Origin of the sequence: Limnobacter thiooxidans, from assembly GCF_036323495.1 — a bacterium.
Classification (GTDB): Bacteria; Pseudomonadota; Gammaproteobacteria; order Burkholderiales; family Burkholderiaceae_B; genus Limnobacter; species Limnobacter thiooxidans.
Window position 1 is genome coordinate 3,319,924 of record NZ_AP028947.1, and the last position, 25,397, is coordinate 3,345,320.

Consider the following 25,397-nt stretch of genomic DNA (forward strand, 5'->3'; position numbering starts at 1 on the left):
AGCATGGGCACCATTTACCTGGTTCGTCACGGTCAAGCCAGTTTTGACAGTGCGGATTACGATAACTTGTCGGCCCTTGGCCAACTGCAGGCGGCGCAACTTGGCGCGTGGTTCAGGGCGCGCAAAATTCGCCTGCATGGCTTTTTCAGCGGCAGCATGAACAGGCATTTGCAAACTGCACAGGCCTTTGCCAGCACCTATGGCGTTCACCAGGAACCTGTTCAACACGCCGGTCTGAACGAGTATGACCATGAAGCCATTTTGCAGGCCCTGATTGGCCAGTTCGATGACTCAGATGTTTTTGAAAAACAGGTGATGAGCAACGCCGACCCGCGCAAGGCTTTTCAGCAAATTTTTGAAAAAGCGATTGCGCGGTGGGTCAGTGGTGAACATGATGAGGACTACCCTGAAAGCTGGCGCTCCTTTAAAACCCGCGTCATGAGCGGTCTGGGTTCGGTCACTGCGCGAGCAATGCAACTGAAACAGGGCACAGGCTCGGCCAATGTAGTGGTATTTACTTCGGGTGGGCCAATTACAGCCATTGTTCAAAACCTGCTGCAACTGCCCGATGCCAATGCCTTCCTGATGAACTGGATGATCACCAATTGCAGTGTCAGCAAACTGCTGTTCGGCCAGCGTGGCGTCAGCCTGGCCAGCTTCAACGAACAAGCCCACTTCGAGGGTGAAATTGCGGGTGTACTGGCTGACCAGGCCGGTGGGCTGGAAGCATTTGCCACCAAACCCAATGGCCTGATTTCCTATCGCTGAGTCAACAACAAGATTTACTGCGCTTTTCTGATTTCAGTCACGGTGTAATTCGAGCCTTCCTGCTTCACATTGAACTTCACCTTGTCGCCTTCATTCAAGCCTTCCAGCATGGCTTTGTCGGCGACACCAAACACCATGGTCATGGGCGGCATTTCAACACTCTTGATTTCACCATGCTTAACAGTGATCTTGCCGGTGCTCTTGTTGATCTTGCGAATTTCCCCTTCGGCAAGTTCCGTTTGGCGGGTCACTTGAGCTTTGGGTTTGTTCGTGTGCTCGTGACCACCAACGTGCACCGTATGGTCGTTGGCATAAGCGGCACTTGCACTCAACAAGAGCAAGGCAATCGCACTTGATTTCAATACATTTTTCATGGTTTTACTCCTTCAAAAATTATTTGGCTGTTACGGTGATTGTACCCACCATGCCCGCCTGAAAATGACCTGCCATCAAACAGGCAAATTCAAATTCACCCGCCTTGTTGAACAGCCACACAATTTCGCCAGCTTTGCCTGGGGCCACATGCGCCATGTACGGCTCGTCGTGTTCCATGCCCGGAAACTTCAGCATCAACTCGGCATGCCTGGCATTCTCGGCAGGTGTTCCAATCACAAATTCATGCAGCAAAGCACCCGTGTTGCGGACCACAAAACGAATGGTTTCACCTTCTCGTACTTCCATCCTGCCCGGCTTGAATCGCATGTCGTCACCCATGCTGACATCAATGGTGCGAACTACCTTTGAAGCATGACCCGCAATGCCCCAGGCAGTTTGTTCCTTCACCACTGGCGCCGTATTCCCTTTCTTCTCGCCGTGAGCGAACGCAATATTGCCCATATAGCCCATTAACGCAACACAGGCCAAAACAATTCCAGAAAACTTCAACATTGACACTCCTTGACTCAAATTAGTTTCAATGTCCCGCATGACCCGTTGGCTTGCGTACCTTCAATTCGATGTGGGGCTGCTGCTTTTGCGCCAGTTTCATGCTCGGTTGGCCGGCACCGCTACTGCGCGCAGGCTTGGCCAGTTCACCCGTAAACTCATAGGCAATAGTGCCCTCGGGGTGTTTGTACCAGCCAGGGTCTGAATAATCACCAGGCTTTTGATCCTTGCGCACCTTCAGCATGCTGAACATGCCACCCATTTCAACCGAACCAAACGGTCCTTCCCCCGTCATCATGGGCAGAGTATTGTCGGGCAAGGGCATTTGCATTTCCGACATGTCGGCCATGCCGCGCTCACCCATCACCATGTAATCAGGTATCAGCTTGGTGATTTTTTTCGTCATGCCACGATGATCAACACCAATCATCGTGGGCACATCGTGGCCCATGGCATTCATGGTGTGGTGGCTTTTGTGGCAATGAAATGCCCAGTCGCCCTCTTCACTCGCAATGAATTCCATTTGCCGCATTTGCCCCACCGCAATGTCCACGGTCACTTCGGGCCATCGGCCTGCCTTGGGTGTAGGCCCGCCGTCTGTGCCGGTCACTTCAAACTCGTGGCCATGAATGTGAATGGGGTGATTGGTCATGGTCAGGTTGCCCACGCGAAGTCGAACCCGATCATTTTTGCGTGCCACCAAGGGCGAAATACCCGGAAACAGGCGGCTGTTCCAGGTCCACAAATTGAAGTCGAGCATGGTCATGATTTTCGGTGTGTAGGCACCTGGATCAATGTCATAGGCGTTGAGCAAAAAGCAGTAATCGCGATCCACATCACTGATCAGCGGGTGCTTGTTTTTCGGGTGCGTCACCCAGAACCCCATCATGCCCATGGCCATTTGCACCATTTCATCAGCATGCGGGTGGTACATGAAGGTGCCGGGCCTGCGGGCCTCAAATTCATACACAAAAGTTTTTCCGGCAGGAATACCAGGCTGGTTCAAGCCCGTCACCCCATCCATTCCATTGGGCAAACGCTGGCCATGCCAGTGCACGCTGGTGTGCTCGGGCAACTTGTTGGTCACAAAAATACGCACGCGGTCGCCTTCCACTACTTCAATAGTGGGGCCGGGGCTTTGGCCGTTGTAACCCCACAGGTGGGCGGTCATGCCGGGTGCCATTTCACGCAACACGGGTTCAGCCACCAGGTGGAATTCCTTCACACCCTGATTCATCCGCCAAGGCAAGGTCCAGCCATTGAGGGTCACCACCGGGTTGTAAGGCCGCCCTGTGTTGGGCACCAGAGGGGGCATGGTGTCCGGCGAAGTTTGTAAAACCGGTTCGGGCAAGGCGCTCATCGCCACTTTGCTCACGCTTGCGGCAGCCACTGCACCGCCTGTCAGTGCTGCTGCTTTAAAAAAATCTCGTCTGGAAGTCATATTTAAAATCCTTTTGTCTGTGCCATGGCTCAATGGCCACCGCCGGCGTTGCCGCCAGCATTTGCTGCCGCACCGCTGACCGACACCGTCATGGGCTTGCCCACCACGGTGGCTTGCAAGGCCGCATCGGCCCGCCAGAAATCAGCTTGGGCGTTGATGGCTTGAACAACCGTATTCACCTGGTCGCGACTGTCTGCCAACAGTTCAAACACCCCAATGAACATACCGTTGTAACGCAGCAGGTTTTCATCGGCGATGGTTTGCTTCAGTGGCAAGATTTCATCGCGGTAATGGCGTGCAATGTCGTAGGTGGTGCGGTAAGCCGAGTAGCTTTCCCGCAGGGTGGATTGCGCATTTCGTAGGGTGGCTTCAAGCCGGTTGGCCGCAGCCAGGGTATTGGCATTCATGGCGTCGCGTTTCATGCCGCCCCAGTCAAAAATCGGCAGGGCCAATTCAATCTCATACCCTTTTTTGTTGCTGCGCTCGCCCGTGTCGTTTTCAAAATCAGTGTCGTAACGCACACCCGCTTCAATGTCCAGAAAGCTGGCTATATTGCCCAACCCCTGCGATTTGACGCTGGCCTCAAAACCCTGTTTGGCCATGCGCACATCCAGGCGGTCTTCACCCCGCTTGGCCACCTCAGAAGGGGCCTTTGGTGCTTCAGGCAAATCGGGCAGGCGCTCGGGCAGCTTCAATTGTGCTGCCTGCTCACTGCTCAAACCCAGCATGCGAACCAGGGCCTCGCGGCTGCTGGTTGCCTTGTGCCGGGTGGCAGCCAAATTCACGGCCGCATCGGCATAAAAGCTGTGCTGGCGTGCACGCTGCAAGCGGGTAAAATTGCCCACTTCCTGCATGCGCCGGGCCAGCTCAGCGCTGGTCTGCGCACTTTCAAACACCTGCTGCGCGTAGGTATGCGCCTGTTGGGCAGCCACTGCGTCAACCCAGGCCTGGCGAACCTGCGTCACCTGATCGACCACGTTGCCGGTCAACTGCAATTGCGCCCGGTCAATTTGCGTGCGGGCAATGCCTTGCCGGGCCGGAAAGCTTAGCAAGTCAAGCAGACCAAAACTGAGCAAACGGCCAAGCTCCAGCTCATCCCTGATGCGCAAACGCTCGAACGCAAACACCGGGTTGTGGATGCGGCCGCCCTGTGCAGCCAGGGCTGCTTGCGCCCAACTCTCGGCCAGTACGGTTTGAAACTGCGGGCTGTGGGTCAGCATTAGTTCCACCGCTGCAGGCTGGCTCAAGGGTTCTTTTAATATGTCACTGGCCTTGGCTGCCATGGCCTGGCGCTGCGCATCAGTTTGAACAAGGCTTAATTGGCCCTTGGTAAAACCATTCAATTCCTGATTGGTCTGCTCGATCGACTCGTTGATGTTCACCGTGGCACAACCCGCGAGCAAAAGCACCGCCAAGGCAATGGATGTTTTTTGAACAGCAGGGGCGGTGTTCATCGCACACCTCCATTCTTCTGTTGAACGGGCATTTCTTCTTTTGGCTGAGCCGGGCTTTCGCTGTTTTCATAAGGCTCGCGGGCGTAGACACGCCAGCCACCAATTTCATCAACCAATTCATTCATTGTGGGCCAGTTTTGAATTTCAAGGTCCGAATAGGCCTGGTAGCCCTCAAAAGCCGATTGATATTCAAGTGTTTGCGCTGCTGTGTCGCTGTGGACAGGCCATGCCAAACCCCACAAGGCCAGCGCGACTAGGTAATGGAGCTTCATAAATCCTCGCAATCATTCAATACAAAGGGCAAGCGCAGTGGTTCATCCACCCCTTGCCCGCGAATCAGATGGCGAGTAACTTTGGCGGTCGGTCTATTCGACGCGTGTCGGCCGAATAAGGAAGCTGGGAGGAAGAAACGGGGTGAATGGTGTCGTGCTGCACCACATCAAAACTGATCTGAGACATTGAAACCAAAACCACCGCGCAGGTGGGTGCGCAATTGCAGCAACCGTGGAGCGACTTCATCAGTTTTTTGGATGAATCCGAACTGGTGTGCTCACTGGCGGCGCTGGTGTGCATGCTGTGGTCCATGCCGCTGTGCTCCACCACGTGGGCTGAGCCGGCGGCACCGCTGACCTGTGTCGAAGCCTTGCCCTGCAAGTGGCATGCAAACATGGTGGCCTGCGCCATGCCTTGAACAGGCAACGCACACAACATCATCCACAGTAGAACGGTTTTGACCACTTTTGTCATAGATCGCAACATAGCACCTGTACATCGACTCGGCAAGCCGGGAAAGGTTGCATTCCATCCGCAAGCTAACTCAGCGCACCTAGTCTTTTCAACTGCTTGACCAACAATGCGCGCACTACCCTGGCTTGTAAACCACGAGGCTGGGTCAGATCCATTCGCGCCAGGTAAAGCGTGGCCGCCGCGGGCGGTTTGCCAGCCATCAGGGTGCTCAACAACAACTTCCATTTGGGTGTGGTGGCGGCTTGGGCTTTCACCCGGCTCAAGGCTTGGGCAAGCACCCACTCTTGCTCCGTGAAGTCGCACCCCAGGGGAAAGGCGGGCAACAAGCCTTGTTGCTCCAACGCAGTCAACCGGGCAGCAAGGTTGTCGGGGGTGTTGTGTCGAAATGCCTCGGGAATTTGATAATCCGATTCGATCTTGCCTGCTTCCTGGGCTTGTTTCAACAGCGCAGCCTGAAAGCGGGAATCTGCGACTTCAATCAGCGCTTTAGCCACATCAGAGTCCGACTTACCACGCAAGTCGGCGATGCCGTATTCGGTCACCACAATGTCGCGCAGGTGCCGGGGTATGGTGCAATGGCCGTAATTGAACACAATATTGCTGCTGGCCTTGCCACCGGTTTCGTTCTCGCGCACGGAACGAATCATCAAGATACTGCGCGCCGTGGGCAACTGGTGCGCCATGGCGACAAAATTATACTGCCCGCCAACGCCGGAAATAACCCGGCCATCGGCCAAACCATCGGACACCACCGCCCCACCCAGTGTGGCCACGATGCCGGTGTTGATAAACCGGGCATGCATGCGCTGCGCACTGTACAAGCCGTGGTTCAAATCGAGTTGATTCACATGCTCAACGCCCAGCATGTGAATGGCATCGCGCTCGGCTTGTGGCATGTTCTTCAACGCGGAATACATGGCGCTTGGGCCCAGGAAAAAACCGGCATGCAGTACGGTGCCACCCTTCAGTTTCGCGCCTGCGCCATTGCTGGCCAACCCCTGCTCAGCCAAAGCCTGCCTGGCCTGCGGGTCAGCTAAATTGGCCAATACCCGTTGGCCGGTGGGCAACACCAGCCAAACCCCATCGAGCAACACCTGGTCGTTTAGCAAGCCATGGCGCTTGAATGCTGCAAGGTCGACAGGCGTGATTTCCCGCATTCCCAGTTCCGCCAGGTCGTCGAATACAGCCGGGGTCAGCGCGCCTGGGTCAAGCCTGCCCTGGTTGACAAGTTGCTGCAAAGCCCAGTGATCGTAAACCTTGCGCTTCAATACCCCAACCTGCATCAGGTGCAAAAAGCCATCTACAAACATTTCCGTTGCACCGTACAGGCCCGAATCAAAAGCGGCTTTGCCACCTGTTTGTTCAGCCAGTGCGTGGCCAGCGCTTGTCCAGTGAAGCGCCTTCAACACTTTTTGATAATCCGGATTGGCCGTGTGCCGCAAGCCCAAGGCATGCACCACTGCGTCGCCCAAAGCGCCGATGCCCACCTGCAAGGTACCACCATCGCGAACCAGCGCACTGGCATAAAACCCCAAGGCATAGTCCACCAGCCCCACCGGCAATTTCGGCGTGGAAAACAGGGTGGTGCTGTACCGGGGGTGGTCCACCACCAAATCGAATTCCTCGCAAGGTACCAGGGCGCTGTGGCCCATGTAGGGCAGGTGCTGATTCACCACACCCACCACCAGGTGGGCGCGACCACTTTCCTGCAACATGCGCACCAGTTCAATTGACGTATCCGGATTACAACTCAGGGAATAGTGTGTGGCCTCGTCTTTTTCAGGCTTGCAAACCGCCTGCATGGCCAGGTTGCAGCCCAAGTGAAAAATATCCCGCGCGGCTGTAGTGTAGTTGGTGCTGACATAATTTTGCTGGGCAATTGTGTTGCTCAGGCGGCTGCCCGGTTTGAAGAAAAACTCCTGCAGCTTCACATTGGCGGGCAATTTTCCCTGCGTGGCATCGACGGCATACAACAGGTCTGGGCAGTCGCCCCACACACGGTCCACAAAAGGTTTTAGAAATGCAGCTTCAATGGCAGTGCCGCCCACGGGCTTTTCAAGTGACAAGGCGGTGAGGATCGTCAATTCAATCGATGGATCGGCTTTGGCTCGACCGTACAGGGCGTTGATCAGTTCAGGCGGCTTGCCCAGGCCCAAGGGCAAACCCACCCGAATCTGCTTGCCAAGCCGCTGAAGAATTTCGTCCACGCACAGTTCAACATGGTCCAAAACCAGGGGTTTGTGTGTGGGCATGAATTCTCGCAACGGTTAAGTGGTCATTAAGCAGCCACCTTCATGTTCGCTGCGATGGCGCTGGCTGTCATGGCGGCCGGGGACTTGTTCAGGTAGTCCTGAGCCAATTTACTCGAGCCTTCTTTGACTGGGTCATACCAGGGGCTGAAGTACGGCAACTGTTGCAACACCAACCACAAGGGGTTGGGCAACAGGCCCTTGCGGGAATCCTTGAACCACTCAATCCACATCCAAGGTTTGTACACGGCGGGCTTTTTCTTTGCAAACCGAGGGTCCTGCCCCGCAATATTGGCTGCGCCGTCCACCCACAAACCGATGATCATCGGCACCACGACCGCGGCCAGGTAATAGCGTGACAAATAATCGCCGCCCAGGTGTTTGTAAAGGTCGAAAGCCACACTGCGGTGCTCTACTTCTTCTGCACCGTGCCAGCGAATCAGGTCGAGCAGCACCTCGTCGGCATTCAACTTGTCCCAAGTCTTGTTTTCGAGCACATACATGCCCAACACACAGGTCATGTGCTCGATGGTGGCCACCAGTCCCAAACGGGTCAGCAACCAGCGGTGCTCCAGCCAAGCGGGCACCTTTCGGCCGAAGGGGTTGTCGTCCAGCACCACGTCAAACAGCCACTTCATGAGCTTCTGGTTGCGCTCGGTCTTGATTCCCCGTGCAGCCAGGTATTCTTCGGTGGCCGAGGCATGACCGCGCGCGTGCATGGCTTCCTGCTTGATAAAGCCCCGCACATCTTCTTTCAGCTTTTCATCGGTCACCAGGGGTAGCGCCTTGTTGTACAGGCGACAGAACCAGAATTCGCCGGCAGGCAAAATCAGGTTGATTTCATTGATGAAATAGCTTGAAAAAGGCTCGTTGGGTATCCAGTCCAGGGGTGTTTCCGACCAATCAAACTTCACATTGCGTTGCTTTAAAGGAATGTCAGTATTGGACGCAGGGCGTGATTGTTTCTGCGCTGAGCGCAAGCCTTTCAGAACGTTCATTTCAGTCTCCACCAGCGCCATCGGCAGGCGCCTTTGCTGGTTGTTATTCATGACATTCTTCAATGTCATTGTTATTTTTTTGATATTAGCTCCAAAAACCAAGCGATGCATAAAAATTTGCTTGAGGCATCACACTAAAACTGTGAATTCAAGTTGAACCAATATGCGTACTTGTTTACTTAATTAAGGAGAAACCCGTAAAACAACTTGACCGGCGAGAATTATCATGTGCGAAACCGTCTCCGGAGCAGCGGCTCACCCCCACCCAGCTGCCACAGAAGAATCAGTACAACATCCAGGCCCAGCCGATGCGCAAGGCGCCCAGAACTGGCTTGAAGAGGCTGGAAAAATCAAACCCCCTCCCATTGCTGCCCCTCAGGAACAATGGCTGGACTACTCTGAAAACGTTGCAAAAGCCGCAAACCTACCTGCTGGCTTGGTCACAGAGATGATTCAATCCAAAGGAGCTGCCAATGCCTCTGGCTCACATGCCGCGGGCGATGGCACCGGAGAGCAGGTTTATGGACCACTCTCCGTACACGGAGGGCTGCTGGAAGGCGGAGTCTACGGTGAAACTTCACACGCCCTGAAAGACTCTGCAGGCAAAGCACTAACGGCGGAAGCCATGAGTGACCCCGCAAAAGCGATTACCGCGGGGGTTCAACACCTGAAGCAGTTGGTTGATCTTTACGAGGGCGATACCACCAAAGCACTGAACCATTATGAAACTGGTGATGCCACCAACAGCGAGCACCCCTTGAAAAGCTGGTGTGATGGTTCCACCTGCCCGGATGATACTGAGGCCCATGCTGCCACGCATGGCGCAGAGGCAAGCAAGCCAGTGCTCAAAATGCGAACGGATGAAGCAGAGAGTGCTGGAGTCAGTACGGCAGCGGCTAGCGCTGGGCATGGTGGTCACGGCGGAAGCACCGTCACAGAATCTGCAACGGCAACAGCAGGTGGACATGGCGGTCACGGCGGTGGTGCCACAGAAACCGCAACAGCAACAGCAGGTGGACATGGCGGTCACAGCGGTGGTGCCACAGAAACCGCAACAGCAACAGCGGGTGGACATGGTGGTCCGGGCGGAGGCACCATTACAGAATCTGCAACGGCAGCAGCAGGTGGACATGGTGGTCACGGCGGTGGTGCCACAGAAACCGCAACCGCAATAGAAACAGCAGGTGGACATGGTGGTCACGGCGGTGCCACAGAAACCGCAACCGCAATAGAAACAGCGGGTGGGCATGGAGGTCATGGAGGTGGTGGTGCCACAGAAACCGCAACGGCGGCAGCGGGTGGGCATGGAGGTGGTGTACACGCACAACAGGGTAGTGCTCCTAAACATGGACTGACTGGTCTTGGCACTGACAGGTCACTGGGTGAATACATCACGCCTGACTCCCATGGGCCTAGCCAGCACATCGGCGAAAGTCATGGCCTGGGTTTTCTGATGCACCGCCCTACACATGATGCGGCAATGGAGACCGTTTTCGGGAGCCCCGCCAGCGAAGTGATCTCATCCATACAGTCCACACTGGAAAAAACGGGCACCTACCTGAACAACAAACCAGATACAGAAAAAATCAAGGGCGCTTACCTGACCGGCAACATGTTGATGAAGCAGGCCATGCTTCCTGCAGGTTCATTTGGCTCGGAAAAAGAGGCGGGCGCGGTATATGCCCAAGCCAAGCTCAAAGCCATCGATGGAGATGTAGCCGGCCTTAAAAGCCTGATCGCATCGAACGGCGGTGATACGTTTGGCCTGACCGACGACCAGTTATTGAATGTGTGGGCCACCAATGAACACAACAACCTGCACGGCATTCTTGATGCAGGAAGCACAATTGGGCAGTCTATCCACATGACCTCGCTGAATGATGGTGCGAAAGATAAAACTGCCAAAGGTACTTTGGGTGGCTACAATGACAAGGGCGCTTACCCTCAGTGGGGTTGGTTTGAAGATGCCAAAAGTGTGACAACTCTGTTTGGAGTACAGGCCCGTCAGGGTCAGGCAGCCTGATCAGGCTGCCCGCTCAAGGCACACTGTAAAAACGTGCCAATATCCATATTCAAACCAATCAAGACCCCGCTGACAGCGGGGTCTTCTCTGCACTAAACCCGCCCCCCAAGGCGCGGATCATCGCCAACGTTGCACCTTGCTGGCTTTGCCAGGCTGAAGCCCAGCTTAGCTGCGCGTTCAACAGGTTGCGCTGGGCATCCAGCAACTCGAGCTGGTTGGCCACACCGTTGTCCAGCCGAAGCTGTGCAAGACGCACCACTTGGGTCAAGGTTTGAACCTGTTCCTGACGAGCCTGCAAACGCTCTCGCGCCTCACGCTGGGCCACAATGGCGTCGTAAATTTCCTGGAATGCAGCGCGAACACTGGCCTCGTATTGCAACACGGCCTGGTTGCGGCGAGCTACAGCCGCATCGCGTTCATCAAACAAGCGACCGGCCTGGAAAATCGGTTGGGTAATCTGCGTCTGGAAGCTCCACACGCGGGCTGGGCCACTGAACAGATTGCTCAAGTCGGCACTTTCACGCCCACCAAAGGCACTCAAGCCAATTGAGGGGAAAAATGCTTTGCGTGCTGCTTCCAGGTTGGCTTCACCAGCCAGCAACTGCTGTTCAGCAGCGGCCAGGTCAGGCCTGCGCAGTAACAGTTCTGAAGGTGTGTCTTCCGGCAAGATAAACAGCTTGGTTAATTGCAGGTTATCCACAGCCAAGGCAGGCAACACAGGCGCGTTGCCACCCACCACCACGGCCAATGCGTTTTGCGCGCGGGCTAGTTGTTCACGCGTATCGGGCAATTGCGCACGCACAGTCAGCAGTTCGGCTTCAGTTTGGCGCAGTTGAAGTTCATTGCTCAAGCCCACGTCGTAACGTTGCTTGGCCAGTTTGTAGGCAGAATCACGGCTTTCAAGAGTTTGCTCCAGTACCTTGACCTGAAGGCCCAAAACACGCACTTGGGTGTAGAGCGAAGCCGCTGTGGCTGCGACACTCAAGCGTGCGCCTCGCACGTTGTAACCCTGCTGCATGAAGCTGGCACTGGCTGCGTCTTTCAGCGCCCCCACACGACCCCACAAGTCAAGTTCCCAAGTGGCTCCAAAACCAAACTGATTGCTTTGATACACATTTTGCCCACCGAATACAGGCACATTACCGGCTTGGGAAGGCCGGTTACGACCGGTTGTGAACTGGCCAAAAATGGAGGGCCATTGTTGTGACTTGGCAATACCCAACACGGCACCTGCTTCGTTCAGGCGTTCATTGGCCAGCCGCACGTCCGTGTTGTTTTTCAAGGCTTGTTCAACCACCGCATTCAAACCGGGGTCACCAAGCAAAAGCCACCAGGCTTCATTCTGGATGTTGTTCATGCCAACACCCTTGACGTTTTCGGGCAAAGCCACTTCGGTGGATTGCTCAGGCTTGCCGGTGAACTTTTCCTGCAAGGGAATTCCAGAGGCGCAGCCTGTCAAGGCCAGCGCCAAACCCAGCGCAAGGGCTTTTTTTGGAAAGGCTTTATACATGCTCGCCTCCTTTGTTGTGTGTAGATTGATTGGATGAATCATTTGCTTCCTCTTCATCGTCATGGTGTCGGCCACCTTTTTCACCTCTGTCAATCAGGCGGTAAAACAGGGGCACGAAGAAAATGGCCAGCAATGTGGCGGCTGTCATGCCACCCATCACACCAGTACCCACGGCAGCGCGCGCGCCGGCACCAGCTCCACTGGAAAACGCCAGCGGGACAACCCCCAGAATAAACGCAAACGAGGTCATCAAAATGGGGCGGAACCGCAAACGGGCTGCTTCAAGGGAGGCGTCCAGTGCCGACATGCCTTCCTCGCGCTTTAACACGGCAAACTCCACGATCAAAATCGCATTCTTGGCAGCCAGGCCCAACAAGGTCACCAAACCGATCTGGAAATAAACGTCATTGGTCATGTCGCGCATCCACACGGCAAGCAGCGCACCAAAAATACCGAAGGGCATGGCCAGCAACACCGAGAACGGCAGTGTCCACTTCTCATACTGTGCGGCCAGAATCAGGAACACCATCAATGCGCCCAAAATGAGCGCGAAGCTGGACGAACCGGCGGAACGCTTTTCCTGGAAAGAAGCGCCGGAGAAGTCGTAGCTGAAATCGGCTGGAAGCACTTCGGCTGCAATGTCTTCAATGGCTTGAATGGCCTCACCAGAACTGACACCGGGTGCGCCACTGCCCAACAGTTTCACTGCAGGTAGATTGTTGAAACGCTCCAAAGTTTCCGGGCCTTGTGAAAATTCCACTTTTGCAAAGGCAGAAATCGGGATCATCTCGCCCTTGTTTGAGCGCACATACATGTTGCCAATATCGGTCGGGCTTTTGCGGTACTGCGCATCGGCTGACATCAATACCTGCCAAGTGCGGCCAAACTTGTTGAAGTCGTTCACATAGTAGGTACCCATGCTGGCAGACAAGGTGTCAAACACCTCGTTCACATTCACACCCATGGCGCGTGCACGTTCACGGTCTACGTCCACGTACAACTGCGGGGTGCCGGGGCGCCACAGGGTTTGAACACCCGCCAGGCGGGGGTCTTTGTTGGCCTTGGCCATGAAGTCGTTCATGACTTTACCCAGCGCAGCAGATCCACCCTCACCCCGGTTTTGAATATAAAACTCGAAACCGCCCGCATTGCCCAAACCAAAAATGGGGGGCGGTGCAAAAGCCAGCACAAGTCCTTCCTGAACCCCCGCCGTTCGGCCAAACAATTCACCCACCAGGTCTTTGGTCACGGCTTCACGGTCGTCCCAGTGGCGTTGAGTCACAAACAACGTAGCTGCGCTGTTTTTAAAGCTGCCGCCCAGAAAGTCCAGGCCCGTGAAGGCAACGGAGTATTCATTGGCCGGGTTGGCGGCCACGGCATCCACGACTTGGGCTACTACCTTGTCGGTGCGCTGCAAGGTGGCACCATCGGGCAAAAACACAGCAGCAATGAAATAGCCTTGGTCTTCATCGGGTACCAGTGAACCGGGTGTGGCCTTGAACAAGCCCGCGGTCACAATCAACATCACCAAAAACAGGCCAATACCAATCGCGGGGCGCAGGCTGATGAACTTCACGCCGCCCACATAGCGGGTGGTTACGCGTGCAAACCAGTTGTTGAATGCAGTGAAGAACTTGCCCGGCTTTTTGTGTTCGTGCTTGAGCAACAGCACGCACAAGGCAGGCGTCATGGTCAACGCGACCACGCCGGAAACAATCACGGCGATTGAAATGGTGATGGCAAACTGGCGGTACAGCTCGCCGGTCAAACCACCCAGAAAACCAATGGGGATGAACACCGCTGACAGCACCAGCACAATGGCAATCACCGGCCCGGTGACTTCTTCCATGGCTTTGATGGCGGCTTTTCGGGCACTCAAGCCCTCTTCGTGCATGATGCGTTCGACGTTTTCAAGCACCACAATGGCGTCGTCCACCACAATACCAATGGCCAAAACCATGCCAAACAGGGTCAGGGTGTTGATGGAATAACCCAACATGTACAAGCCTGCAAAGGCGCCCAGCAGGGACACAGGCACGGCCAAAATCGGGATCAACGTGGCGCGCCAGTTTTGCAGAAATACGTACACCACGATGAACACGAGAATCATCGCCTCAACCAGGGTTTTAACCACTTCGCGAATGGACACCTCTACAAACCGCGTGGTGTCATAGGGCACGGCATAGTCCAGCCCTTCCGGGAAGTCGGCTGAAATTTCATCCATGGTGGTCTTGACGGTTTGCGCCACATCCAGTGCGTTGGCACCCGGCTGCAGAAACACACCAACCAAGGTGGCGGGCTTGCCGTTGATTCGACCATTGAAGTCGTAGTCTTTCGAACCCAATTCGACCCGGGCCACGTCTTTCAGGCGCAATGATGACCCATCTGCATTCACGCGAAGCAGGATGTTTTCAAATTCTTCCGGTTCGCTCAAACGGCCTTGGGCAGTCACGGTATATACCAGTTCCTGGCCGTTGTTGTTCGGCGACTGCCCCACCTTGCCTGCTGCAAACTGGGCATTCTGTTCGTTCAATGCAGCCGCAATGTCGCCTGCAGTCAGTTTCAGCTGGGCCATGCGGTCGGGCTTGATCCAGATGCGCATGGCGTAGTCTTTCGCACCGAAAATCTGCACGTTGGTAGTGCCTGGAATCCGCTTGATGCGGTCCAGCACGTTCAAGGTGACGTAGTTGGAGGTGTAAAAGTCGTCAAACCGGCCGTCTTCGGAATAAAAGGCCAATACCTGCAAGAACGATGAAGAACCCTTGTTGACGGTCACACCCTGCCTGCGCACTTCCTGCGGCAGGATGTTTTCAACCTGTTTTACTCGGTTGTTCACGTTCAGGGCGGCCTGGTCGGGGTCGGTGCCAATCTCGAACGTCACCATGATTTCAACCACGCCACTGCTGGCCGAGGTTGAGCTCATGTACATCATGTCCTCAACACCGTTGATGGCGTTCTCGATCGGAGCGGCCACCGTGCTGGCGATCACTTCCGCCGAGGCACCAGGGTAAACAGCACGTACCTGCACCACGGGTGGTGCAATTTCTGGATACTGGGCAATGGGCAAGCCACGCATGGCGGCCAAACCGGCCAGCATGATGAAAATCGACAGCACGGCCGCAAACACAGGCCGGTCGATAAAGAATTTCGAAAACATGGTCTGGCCTCTTACTGCTTGGTTTCAGTTGCTTCAGGTGTGGCTGCGGGTTGCGCAGGCGCCTGCTGGGCTTGTGCTGCATCGCCGGCAATAACCGGTTTTACCGGTGTACCGGGGGGCGCTTTCATGAAGCCGTCGGTAATCACCTTGTCGCCATTGGCCAGACCTTTTGTGACAACCCACTGGTCGCCTTTCCACTGGGCCACTTCAACCGGGCGCGGGGCCACTGTGTTTTCCGGGCTGACGGTCATTACCACTTTGCCACCCGCCGGATTTTCCAGCACGGCACGCTGCGGTAACAGCACCGCGTCTTTTTGCACGGCACCACTGATGCGCACCCGCACAAACTGGCCCGGGCTCAGCACTTCCTTGTCATTGGCCAACACAGCCCTTGCGTCCACAGTGCCCGTGGCAGGGTTCACCCGCACATCCTTGAAGCCCAGCTTCGCTTTCAAGCCCATGGGCTCGCCATCGGCTCCCAGCACTTCAACCACCATGTCGCCATTGGGCAAGCTGACTGCCCCGCTGGCCACGCCTTTGCGCAGTTGCTCGTGGTCTTTTTCAGGAATGCCGAAGTTCACATACACCTGGTCCACCTGGGTGACGGTGGTCAACAATTCGGACGGACCCGACACGAAGCTGCCCTCGGAATACTGTGAGCGGCTCGCAAAACCATTCACGGGTGACTGAACCCGCGCGTATTCCAGGTTCAAGCGGGCTGTGCGAACTGCCGCACTGGCCACTTGCTGATCAGCCTTGGCCACTTCAAAGGCAGACTGCGCAGCGTCTAGCTCAGACTGAGAAACAGCCTTGCTTTCAGCCAGTGGCATGACGCGTTTGTAGTCGCGCTCGGCTTGGGCTGTGCGTACTTTGGCTGAATTTTCATCGGCCAAAGCGCGCGTCAAAGCAGTTTGATAGGGTGCATTATCAAGGCTGTACAGTGACTGGCCTTTTTTCACGCGCCCTCCCTCTTCAAACATGCGGCGCTCGATAATACCGGCCACACGGGCGCGGATTTCAACCTCGCGAAGACCGGCAATTTGTGCGGGGTACTCGTAAACCAGGTCCAACTGCTCGGTTTTCACCTCCACCACCGGCACAGGTGCGGGCTGACCACCAGCAGGTCCGCCGGGCGCTTGCGCGTCTGCACCTGAACCACAGCCCAAGAGCAAAGTCGTGGACAATACAGTCACCAACAAGGCCGGGAAAAAGGTCACCCCAGCGAATGATCGGCTATAGGGGGAGGCTTGGGTTTGTTTTGAATTCAATGAGTTGCTGTACATGGTGCGTGCCGTGTTATAACCCTTGCGGGAATTTTTCGGGTTGATTTAATGACCGAGAAGTCAGATAATACATACATGCATGAGTGTATGTAAATAATTTTTTCAATTGGGCGACGGCAATTGTGGTGAGAAAAACCAAGGAAGAAGCACTGGAAACACGCAACCTGATTCTGGATACAGCCGAAGCTGTTTTTTCAGAAAAGGGTGTATCCAGGACCACGCTGAACGACATTGCCCGCGCCGCCAACCTGACTCGGGGTGCCATTTACTGGCACTTCAAGAACAAGGCTGACCTATTTGACGCCATGTTGCAACGGGTCATTCTGCCCATGGATGAATTCATCGCCACGCCCGACCTGCATCCTGAACAACAACCCCTGGCGTATCTGCGCACCCGTTCCATGCACGTGGTGAGGACCCTGGCAGAAAACCCGCGCATTCAACGTGTGTTTGACATCGTGATGCACAAAACCGAAATGGTGGACGACATGTTGCCCATCCGCGACAGGCACCTTGAAACAATCCAGGGGTGCCTGCACACCATAGAGACAGACTTTCAAGCTGCGATTGACAAGGGGGAACTACCCGCCGCTACCAACGCCCGAATGGCAGCAATTGGCTTGCATTCACTGATCGATGGCCTGTTCGCCAATTATGTGCTTAGCCCGAACCTGTTTGATTTGATGGAACAGGCTGAATTCACCATCGACAATTATTTAGACGGCCTGGCCAACCGCTGCTAGATTTTCGAACCCGTTTTTACACCCGGCCAGTGACTGGAATGCCTGTTCCGTTGATGTCGCGGGCAGCATTTGACAACAGAAAAGCGATAACACCGGCCAAGGATTCTGGCGATACCCAGTCAGCCGGGTCTGAATCGGGCATGGCCTCCCGGTTGGCGGGTGTATCCAGAATGCTGGGCAGGACCGCGTTGGCGCGAATGCCCAAGTGCTTGTTCTCGGCGGCCAAGGCCTCAGTCAAGCGCAATACAGCCGATTTGGCCGCAGCATACGCACCCATGCCCTCAAGCGCCTTGCCTGCCGCTGCAGCACCGATGTTCACAATCACGCCGCTTTGCTGGTCTTGAAACTGGGGCAAGATGGCTTGGCACATGTTCACCGTGGTTTGAACATTCATGGCGAATTGCAGGTTCCAGGTGTCCAGGCTGCTCTCGGCTTGTCGTTCCCACACAAAACCACCCGCGATGTTGACCACCGCATCAATTTGACCAAAGTATTCCCAAGCCTGGTTCACCACCTCCTGGGCATGTTCCGGCAAGGTCAAGTCCACATTGCCAATCGACACAGCATCGCTTTCACCTTCCCAATCGGGTTGGTTCAGGTCAACCAACAACAAACGATAACCCAAGCTGCCCAAGTGGGTGGCCACGGCCTGCCCCAGGTTACCCGCCGCACCGGTGATGATGGCCACTGGACTACTGTTCATGTGAATTGACTCCTCGCGTTGAATTGTGCATTTCCCTCTATTTTGACATGCCAATGCGATCATTCGACGCCCAGGCCCCGTTCGAATACCCCCTTTGTGGGCAACGCATTGGGGCAATCCTGAAACCGATCCACGCGGCCGTTGAACTGACATCACCAAAATTTTTCCGGGGTATGTCATGTGGAACGGTTTGTTTTTCGGTTTGGTCAGCCTGTTCACACCGCAGGCCAGCTTGCCCGATGTGGCAGCGGTTCAAGCGGAAGTTCATCAATTCTCAAAGGTTTATGCGATCAACACTGAGCGCATTCATGTGCGTGAAAGCACGATGAAGAACCCATCTCCTTTCCTGACCAATAGCGGCATCAAGGCCTGCGTGCTGCACATCAACCAGAACAACGATGCAAAACGGGTGTGGTCCCATTTCCTGAACGCAGGGGAGGAAGGCCTGGAGCCTGCCTTTCTAGCTTTTACTTCAGGCCATGAACTGACCCATTGCCTGATGTCGGAGCCCGGTAAACGGCAGGCAACCCGCAAAGCACTGGAAGCACAACTGGGTTTGAAATTCAAAAACAATGTTCACTTTGAGGAAACCCTGGCCGACCTGGTTGGGCTGGCCTACGTGGCTAGAGTTGCGCCTGAGTTCTACGACATGGTGAAGGCCCACATCAAAGCCATTCGAACCGACTTTTCCAGCCGAGACCCCGAACACAACAGCAGCCAAGCCATTCATGCCGACCACATTGCCTGGGTGGATGCCTTGTTAGAGAAACCGGGGCAAAACAAGCTCGAACTCCATGCCGACGGGCTGCCGCTGCCTGGCAGTCAAGGTGCCACCGTGGTTCTCAATGGACTTTCTGGCAATGGCAAGGCCCAGCCCGTGCCCAGCCTTTGAGCCGTGCTTGAAAAAAGGCGTGAACAGTTTTCCCATTAACTCTGCAGGCACGCCAGGCCCGTCATCCAGCACCTGAATGCACAGAGCCCCTTGTGTGCTCTGCCGGGCCACCACTTCAATCTTGCCACCATCCGGCGTGTGCTTCACGGCATTGCGAATGAGATTGTCAAAGGCACGCTGCAACACCTCCGGCTCGCAAGGCATGGCCCAGCTGTCAAGCAGCTCCTGAAATTCAATGTGTTTGTTTTGTTGCTGTGCCTCGAACCGGGCGTCTTCCACCACAGCACCCAGCAATTCAATCACGTTGTGGGTGGCGCGGGCAGAATGGGTGGATTGGGTCGATTCCAGCCGGGACAAGTTCAGCAACTCACCAATCAGGTGGTCCAAGCGCTCGGCCTCTGTTTCAATTCGGCTCAGGCTGTTGTCCAGCTGGGCCGGATTCTGTCGCGCAAGCCCCACCGCCAGGTTCAACCGGGCCAAAGGTGATCTCAATTCATGCGACACATCGTGCAACAAGGCTTTTTGTTGCTCAATCCGCGCCTCAATTTCGGAAGCCATCAAGTCAAAACCACTGAGCAACTCACCCATTTCATCGGTACGTTGTCGCCCTGACCTGGATATTCGAATGCCAAGCCTGCCCTTGCCAGCCTCGCGAAATGCATTCTTGAGGGTATTCAATGGCTTGCTGAATGTGTACGCCAACACGCCTGCAAACAAAAGGCTGGCCAGCAATGCGGCAAACAGGCCCGCGCCGGGAAAGGGTGGCAAGGGCGGTTGCAGGGCATCTCGATGGCGCCGTCCTTCGCCCCGTGTGCCCTCGCCCCGCAGCCCTTCCCCACGCCCTTCAAGCTGTTTGGCATGCTCATCTGAAGGTTCCACGCCTGGCTCTGCTGGTTTTCGAGGTCGGGGAATAAAGAGTATCCACTGTGACTGGTCTTTCGCAGTCACCTTCAATATTCCCGGTTCGGCTTGTTCCAGACCTGCAAACAAGGCATTGACGCGCGGGCGAATATTTTCTGGAATTTCACGCCCAAGAATATCTGAGCCGCCCTGCGAGACGGCAAAAACCGGCACGGCGTTACCTGTCCGCAAGCGATTGCGCTCAAGAAGGTCTTGCAGGGCCAGCGGGCCTTTGCCTTCCAGCACCTCCTGCATGGTTTCCAGCATGAATTGTGTACGGGGCCCTTCGGCAATGTCGCTGCTGGCAGGCTTTTCCCGCATCAGATAAAGAGCACTGCCCGTGGCCAGCGCCGCAGCGATCAGGCACAACCAGAAACCGAAGAAGAACTTCCAGAATAATTTGCCCATGGGGTCAATCCAGGCTCAACTGGTAGCCCTGACCGCGAATGGTGTGCAAGGTCAATGGCAACTTTTCACTGTGCAAGCCCAGTTTGTTGCGCAGGCTGCTCAAGTGCACATCAATGCTGCGGTCAAAACGCGCAAGGGGGCGACCCAACCCTTGCTCACTCAGCATGGCTTTGCTCACCACTTGCCCAGCATGACTTGCCAGCACTTCCAGCAAATTGAATTCAGCACTGGTCAATTCCACCTCCTGCCCATGAAGCAACACTTTCCGTTTGGCGGGCTGGACTTCGAGAGGACCAAGGTTCAAAGCATCTTTGGGGTTCTTGCCTGAATCATTGGCCCGTCGCAAAATGGCCCGCACCCGGGCCACGATCTCGCGGGGCAGGCAGGGCTTGGGCACGTAATCATCGGCACCCAGCTCCAAACCCACAATGCGGTCGATATTGTCACCGCGTGCGGTCAACATCAACACCGGGGTGTTGTACTGCAGACGAATCTGCTTGAGTGTTTCCAGTCCGTTTTGCTGGGGCATCATCACATCCAGCACCACCAATTGAAAATTCCCATCAGCCAGCCTGCTTAAACCCTCCAGTGGGTTGGCACAATGCTCGGCTTCAAAGCCTTCGCCGCGCAAGTATTCGCACAGCATTTCGCCCAGCTCAATGTCGTCGTCAATGTGGAGTATTTTTGTCATGACCTGATCTTACTAGCTGGCTACCAAGCTGCACATTGCCAGACCCCTGCTTTACCCATCTTTACATGACCAGCATGCACGTTTACATGCCAGCTTTGCACAATGCAGTTGTGATGTCGTGATCCCACACATCGTGAAACAGAGCAACAGGAGCAAACCATGAACATATCCCGATTGAGCATCCAGAAAATGATTGCCATCACTGCGCTGGCCATGGCCATTCCCATGAGTGCACAGGCTGGCCACCACGAAGGAGGTGACAAAAAGCCGCATTCAGAAATGCGACGCCACCATCAGGGTGAAATGGGCATGCTGAAAAAACTCGACCTTAGCGACGCGCAGCAAACCCGAATCGACCAGATCATGAAGCAACAGAAAGAAACAATGAAGGCCACCATGGCCGATCGCCGGTCACAACGCGACGAGATGAAGTCGCTTGTCGAGCAAGATGCCTTTGATGCTGCCAAAGCCGAACGTTTAATTGCCCAGCAACAGGACAGGGAACGGGCCAGCAAGATGAGCATGCTGCGAACCCAACACGAAATCTACAAGGTGTTGACCCCGGAGCAGCGCGAAAAAGCAAAAGTGATGCGTGCGCAGTGGAAGGAAAAAATGAGCGAGCGACGCAGCAAAAACCGTGATGAAGCGGCCAAACCCCTGTAAGCCAAACAGAAATTTCGCCCCGCCGAACAGTGCCTGCTTTCTGTAGGTACTTTTCCGGCCACCTTTTGAAGTATCCCAGTGGTCGCATTTTTGCCCCTATACTGTTTCAAAAAAAGGAGACAGTGATGGGGCATCTTTTCATTCGTACCGTTGTGGCTTGCACGTTAAGCGCAGCCAGCGCGTCTGTTTTTTCAGCCCCTCCGGGCTTGTTGATGACCTACAGCTTTGACAGTTTGTCTGGCAAATTTGGTCAACCTACAGAAACCAAGGCGAGATCATTCACCGTCGGTGCCACACTGGTGGGGGAAGGTTATAGAGCTTCCTTGTTTGTGCCCTACATTTCGCTGGAAGGCCCAGGTACCTTGGTGGCGGGCACGGTCACAGGAAACGCAGGCCCGGCACGTCGCAGTGAACAAGGGCTGGGCGACATGGTCGCCACCTACACCAAAGACTTGATCGGCGGCATTCAAACCAAGGGCTTTGCCTTGTCGGCAACTGGCTTGGTGAAAATTGCCACGGGCAACGAAGACAAAGGCCTAGGCACCGGCAAAACTGATTACGGCCTGCAGGCTGATTTGGCTTACCGCTTCAACAACGGGTTTGGGCTGACGGCTGTGATTGGGCGTCAGTATTACGGAGATACTCCCCAGCTGCGCTTGCAGAACGGTAACTACACTGCGGTTGGCGTGAACTTTCCACTGGGCAACTCCTTGTTCATCAACCTGAACACATCGGAAAGGGATGAACTTCTGGCGGGTTCACCCAAACGGAAAGAACGCGCCATTTCTGCCGTATACGCCCTGAGTCCCACCACCGCACTTCAATTCGGCTACACAACGGGACAAAGTACCGCCAGCCCTGATGACGTACTGTCCATCAGCTACGTTTCCCAGGTTGAATAAAAACCGTCAAGCTTGCGGGATCCAGGGTGAGCACTTGTGCAACCTTGATCCACCCGGATTCCCCCAAGTGGCACGCCCTGCTGCAACGCGATAAACTAGGCATCCTGTTTTCCAAGAAGCCGACACCGTGACCACCGACCTTTCGCACCTGCTTGACGCAAACCGCACCTGGGCCAGCGCCCAAATCGACAAGGACCCCGAATTTTTCAAACGCCTGGAAAACCAGCAATCACCGGAATACTTCTGGATCGGTTGCTCCGACAGCCGCGTGCCCGCCAACACCATCGTGAATCTGCAACCGGGTGAAGTGTTTGTCCACCGCAATGTGGCCAACCAGGTTTTTCATGGTGACTTGAATGGGCAGTCTGCAACGCAGTTCGCAGTTGAAATCCTGAAGGTGAAACACATCATCGTGTGTGGACATTACGGTTGCTCCGGCGTGCGCATGGCCATGCGAGGCGATCGCATGGGTTTGGCCGACGCCTGGGTGCGCCCCATTCACCAGTTGGCCCGTCGGCACAACCTGCTCAGCAACGACTCGCCGCAAGAACAGCAGTACCTGAATCAACTGTGCGAATTGAATGTGATTGAACAGGTCAAACACCTGTGCGAAAGCACGATCATCGAGGACGCCTGGGAGCGCGGTCAGAACCTGACCGTGCATGGCTGGGTTTACAGCCTGAAAGATGGGCTGGTTCGAAACCTCCAGATTTCCATCTCCAGCCGCACTGACATGGACCAGATCTACACCAACTCGGTCAGTGCGCTGAAAAAGCGTTACAGCTGATCAATTCTTGGTCTAGAATGGGGAATAATTCAAGCGTTTGTTTGAATTGTGCTTCATTTAAAAATTCTAGGAGACGAATTAAATGGCTTTCTCTACCCAATCCAAACTGGGCGATTTGCTGGAAAACGCTGAAACCGCAGCAATTCTTGAAAAACACATGCCTGGCATTTCTACACACCCACAAATCGGCATGGGCAAAGGTTTCCCATTGGCTGTTGTGGCCAACTTCTCGGGTGGTTTGATCACTCCTGAGATGCTGGAAGCCGTGGACGCTGAATTCGCCGCACTGGGCTGATTGAATCATTGATTCGAATCGACTGTTCCAGTTGGTTGATCAACGGCGAGTGGGCCAGTTCCATTCGCCGTTCTGTTTTTATCGAAGAACAGGGCATTGACGAGGCCGAGGAATGGGATGAACACGACGCATCTTCAGTTCATGCCGTGGCCTGGTGGGAAAACTCCCCGGTGGGAACCGCCCGCCTGTTGCCCCAAGGAAAAATCGGCCGCATGGCAGTACTCCCTGAATTCAGAAGCCGGGGAATTGGCAAAGCACTGTTGCTTGCCCTGCTGAATGTGGCACGACAACAAAACATGAAAACGTTGCGCCTGAGCGCGCAGCAACAGGCAATTGAATTTTACAGTCGACATGGTTTTGCGCCCGATGGGCCCGCCCACATGGAAGTGGGCATTCCTCACCAGTGGATGGTGCTGAACCTGACAACATAAAAAAAGGACTGGGCTGTGGCTAGAGTATTGAAAGAAGCAAAACACGATGACGGTCGCCGTGGCGACATTGTTCGCGCAGCAGCCAAACTGTTTCGGGACAAAGGCTATGACGGGGCCAGCATGCGCGCAATTGCCAATGCAGTCGGCATGCAATGCGGCAGCCCTTTCTACCATTTCGCCAGCAAGCAGGACATCCTCGTTGCAGTGGTTGAAGAAGGCCTGCGCCAAGGGCTTGAAAAGACGCGTGCCGTGGTCAAGCCAGGCCTGGCTGCCGACGTGCAGTTTCGTGCACTGGTGCGGGTTCACCTCAGTATTATTCTGGAAGATGGCAACGACTTCATTCCAGTGATGCTTTACAACTGGCGTTGTCTGGATGAAAACCACCAAAGGCGCCTGATTGCCACCAAAGATGAATACGACGCCATTTGGCAGAATGCCGTCAACAACTTGCATGAAGCCGGCTTTCTGGGAAGCGATACCAAATTCGCACGCCTCATGGTGTTGGGTGCCATGAACTTCATGGTGACCTGGTACAAACCCAAAAAAGGCGACAACCTGGACACCCTGGCTGACAAGGTGGTGGCGTTCTTTCTGTCACAACACGCCTGAAACTGGCCGTAAAAAAACCCCGGAACCAACCGGGGTTTGTAGGTCACTGCGCGACTTCGATCAGCGCAACAAACCCGTCAGTGAAGCAGGTCGGGCCGCAATCAGGTTTTGAACCAAACCCGACGTTACAGCTGTGATGGCCCCCAACTGCCCTGCATTCAACACACTGGCCGTTGCGCTCAAATTACCAGCCAGGGTGGCCGTCGCCAAGCCGGCCACATTCAAGGCACCACTTTGTGCTGCGCCGGCAGCCAAATTCAAGCCAGACGTCATATTGGCCACATTTTGTACCGTGCCCAGCACACCACCGGTCACGCCTTCAACAATTCCGCCAGCGGTTTGATACACACCATCCACCTTGTTCAACACCGTGCCCAGTTGTTCACCGCTGAGTGCCACCGACGCAGACAAGCCTGCACTGGCGCCCGCCTTGATACCCTTCCCAGCACTGGACATGCCTGCCGAGGCTTGCTCCACAGCCGTTTCAGGTGTGGGCATGGCTGGCGCTTCTGCCACAGGGGCAGGCTCAGAAACAGGGGAAGGCTGGGGTGCAACTTCGGGGGCAGGTTGCGGCGCAGCGGGCTGTTGAGCTGCCGGGGCTTGTTGGCGCTGGAACAGGCCCAGCTTCAGCTCGCCTGTGGCCTGGGCTTGCGCCGTGGCTTGCTGGCCAGAATGTGCCGCGGCAAACAGGGTGCCCCATCCATTCAAGGTAGCAATGTCAGACGCCTGTGCGGCCATGGGCATGGCAAAGGTAGAGGCAATGGCAGCGGCGATGGAAATCTTGGTTACTTGCATGGTCTTTCTCCTGGTAAGTGGTGATGTAGGCGGCTTCAAAAAGCGCCTCACAAGATCACTTAC

At 55.2% G+C, this 25,397-nt stretch carries 24 protein-coding genes; 9 read left to right on the forward strand and 15 right to left on the reverse strand.

Going from position 1 to position 25,397, the window contains the following annotated elements; all coding sequences use genetic code 11:
• The first annotated feature begins 3 nt into the window (after positions 1-3).
• The gene (locus RGQ30_RS15150) at positions 4-768 is read left to right on the forward strand and encodes a histidine phosphatase family protein (protein WP_130557430.1); all 765 of its coding nucleotides are present in this window, start codon (positions 4-6) and stop codon (positions 766-768) included.
• A 14-nt stretch (positions 769-782) separates the two neighbouring features.
• Here RGQ30_RS15150 and RGQ30_RS15155 read toward each other — a convergent pair whose 3' ends face one another.
• The 8 genes from RGQ30_RS15155 to RGQ30_RS15190 form a co-directional block, all read right to left on the reverse strand.
• Positions 783-1,142, reverse strand: coding sequence for a copper-binding protein (locus RGQ30_RS15155; RefSeq protein WP_130557429.1), 360 nt, complete (start codon positions 1,140-1,142; stop codon positions 783-785).
• Positions 1,143-1,161: 19 nt separating this feature from the next.
• A complete protein-coding gene (locus RGQ30_RS15160; protein WP_130557428.1) occupies positions 1,162-1,656 on the reverse strand; it encodes a cupredoxin domain-containing protein in 495 nt (164 codons plus the stop codon).
• A 25-nt stretch (positions 1,657-1,681) separates the two neighbouring features.
• Complete coding sequence (locus RGQ30_RS15165) at positions 1,682-3,094, reverse strand: copper oxidase (RefSeq protein ID WP_130557427.1); 1,413 nt, start codon at positions 3,092-3,094, stop codon at positions 1,682-1,684.
• Positions 3,095-3,123: 29 nt separating this feature from the next.
• On the reverse strand, positions 3,124-4,548 hold the full coding sequence (locus RGQ30_RS15170) for a TolC family protein (RefSeq protein WP_130557426.1): 1,425 nt from the start codon (positions 4,546-4,548) through the stop codon (positions 3,124-3,126).
• The gene (locus RGQ30_RS15175) at positions 4,545-4,820 is read right to left on the reverse strand and encodes a hypothetical protein (protein ID WP_130557425.1); all 276 of its coding nucleotides are present in this window, start codon (positions 4,818-4,820) and stop codon (positions 4,545-4,547) included. Before RGQ30_RS15175 ends, RGQ30_RS15170 begins: the two co-directional genes overlap by 4 nt.
• Positions 4,821-4,884: 64 nt before the next feature.
• Positions 4,885-5,295, reverse strand: coding sequence for a hypothetical protein (locus RGQ30_RS15180; protein WP_130557424.1), 411 nt, complete (start codon positions 5,293-5,295; stop codon positions 4,885-4,887).
• 65 nt (positions 5,296-5,360) lie between these two features.
• On the reverse strand, positions 5,361-7,547 hold the full coding sequence (locus RGQ30_RS15185) for an acetyl-CoA hydrolase/transferase C-terminal domain-containing protein (RefSeq protein ID WP_130557423.1): 2,187 nt from the start codon (positions 7,545-7,547) through the stop codon (positions 5,361-5,363).
• A 26-nt stretch (positions 7,548-7,573) separates the two neighbouring features.
• Positions 7,574-8,593 (reverse strand): metal-dependent hydrolase, encoded by a 1,020-nt coding sequence (locus RGQ30_RS15190; protein ID WP_338284547.1) that lies wholly within the window; start codon positions 8,591-8,593, stop codon positions 7,574-7,576.
• 175 nt (positions 8,594-8,768) lie between these two features.
• On the opposite strand from RGQ30_RS15190, the gene RGQ30_RS15195 reads away from it, so the two are divergent.
• On the forward strand, positions 8,769-10,565 hold the full coding sequence (locus RGQ30_RS15195) for a hypothetical protein (RefSeq protein ID WP_130557422.1): 1,797 nt from the start codon (positions 8,769-8,771) through the stop codon (positions 10,563-10,565).
• A gap of 58 nt (positions 10,566-10,623) precedes the next feature.
• Here the strand turns inward: RGQ30_RS15195 and RGQ30_RS15200 are convergent, their stop codons facing one another.
• The 3 genes from RGQ30_RS15200 to RGQ30_RS15210 are packed head-to-tail and all read right to left on the reverse strand — an operon-like array spanning position 10,624 to position 16,515.
• A complete protein-coding gene (locus RGQ30_RS15200; RefSeq protein WP_338284548.1) occupies positions 10,624-12,075 on the reverse strand; it encodes an efflux transporter outer membrane subunit in 1,452 nt (483 codons plus the stop codon).
• A complete protein-coding gene (locus RGQ30_RS15205; protein WP_130557420.1) occupies positions 12,068-15,232 on the reverse strand; it encodes an efflux RND transporter permease subunit in 3,165 nt (1,054 codons plus the stop codon). Before RGQ30_RS15205 ends, RGQ30_RS15200 begins: the two co-directional genes overlap by 8 nt.
• Before the next feature lie 11 nt (positions 15,233-15,243).
• Complete coding sequence (locus tag RGQ30_RS15210) at positions 15,244-16,515, reverse strand: efflux RND transporter periplasmic adaptor subunit (RefSeq protein WP_130557419.1); 1,272 nt, start codon at positions 16,513-16,515, stop codon at positions 15,244-15,246.
• A 125-nt stretch (positions 16,516-16,640) separates the two neighbouring features.
• On the opposite strand from RGQ30_RS15210, the gene RGQ30_RS15215 reads away from it, so the two are divergent.
• Complete coding sequence (locus RGQ30_RS15215; protein WP_338284550.1) at positions 16,641-17,258, forward strand: TetR family transcriptional regulator; 618 nt, start codon at positions 16,641-16,643, stop codon at positions 17,256-17,258.
• Positions 17,259-17,274: 16 nt separating this feature from the next.
• Here the strand turns inward: RGQ30_RS15215 and RGQ30_RS15220 are convergent, their stop codons facing one another.
• From RGQ30_RS15220 to RGQ30_RS15230, 3 genes are all read right to left on the reverse strand, one after another.
• Positions 17,275-17,961, reverse strand: a complete 687-nt coding sequence (locus RGQ30_RS15220; RefSeq protein WP_130557417.1) for an SDR family NAD(P)-dependent oxidoreductase — start codon at positions 17,959-17,961, stop codon at positions 17,275-17,277.
• 760 nt (positions 17,962-18,721) lie between these two features.
• Complete coding sequence (locus RGQ30_RS15225) at positions 18,722-19,927, reverse strand: HAMP domain-containing sensor histidine kinase (protein ID WP_420915180.1); 1,206 nt, start codon at positions 19,925-19,927, stop codon at positions 18,722-18,724.
• Positions 19,928-20,165: 238 nt separating this feature from the next.
• Positions 20,166-20,852 (reverse strand): response regulator transcription factor, encoded by a 687-nt coding sequence (locus tag RGQ30_RS15230; protein WP_130557415.1) that lies wholly within the window; start codon positions 20,850-20,852, stop codon positions 20,166-20,168.
• Positions 20,853-21,011: 159 nt separating this feature from the next.
• Between RGQ30_RS15230 and RGQ30_RS15235 the strand changes: the two genes are divergently transcribed.
• From RGQ30_RS15235 to RGQ30_RS15260, 6 genes are all read left to right on the forward strand, one after another.
• On the forward strand, positions 21,012-21,515 hold the full coding sequence (locus RGQ30_RS15235) for a Spy/CpxP family protein refolding chaperone (protein WP_130557414.1): 504 nt from the start codon (positions 21,012-21,014) through the stop codon (positions 21,513-21,515).
• Between the two features lie 125 nt (positions 21,516-21,640).
• Positions 21,641-22,417, forward strand: a complete 777-nt coding sequence (locus RGQ30_RS15240; RefSeq protein ID WP_130557413.1) for a transporter — start codon at positions 21,641-21,643, stop codon at positions 22,415-22,417.
• Between the two features lie 127 nt (positions 22,418-22,544).
• Positions 22,545-23,204, forward strand: a complete 660-nt coding sequence (gene can / locus RGQ30_RS15245; RefSeq protein ID WP_130557412.1) for a carbonate dehydratase — start codon at positions 22,545-22,547, stop codon at positions 23,202-23,204.
• An 82-nt stretch (positions 23,205-23,286) separates the two neighbouring features.
• Positions 23,287-23,499: a hypothetical protein gene (locus tag RGQ30_RS15250; RefSeq protein ID WP_130557411.1), complete on the forward strand. Its 213-nt coding sequence runs from the start codon at positions 23,287-23,289 to the stop codon at positions 23,497-23,499.
• Positions 23,500-23,507: 8 nt separating this feature from the next.
• The gene (locus RGQ30_RS15255) at positions 23,508-23,930 is read left to right on the forward strand and encodes a GNAT family N-acetyltransferase (RefSeq protein WP_130557410.1); all 423 of its coding nucleotides are present in this window, start codon (positions 23,508-23,510) and stop codon (positions 23,928-23,930) included.
• Positions 23,931-23,945: 15 nt separating this feature from the next.
• Positions 23,946-24,539 carry a TetR/AcrR family transcriptional regulator gene (locus RGQ30_RS15260; protein ID WP_130557409.1) on the forward strand — a complete coding sequence of 198 codons (594 nt, stop codon included), beginning with the start codon at positions 23,946-23,948 and terminating at the stop codon, positions 24,537-24,539.
• 60 nt (positions 24,540-24,599) lie between these two features.
• On the opposite strand, the gene RGQ30_RS15265 is transcribed toward RGQ30_RS15260, so the two are convergent.
• The gene (locus RGQ30_RS15265) at positions 24,600-25,334 is read right to left on the reverse strand and encodes a hypothetical protein (RefSeq protein WP_130557408.1); all 735 of its coding nucleotides are present in this window, start codon (positions 25,332-25,334) and stop codon (positions 24,600-24,602) included.
• Positions 25,335-25,397 lie beyond the last annotated feature (63 nt).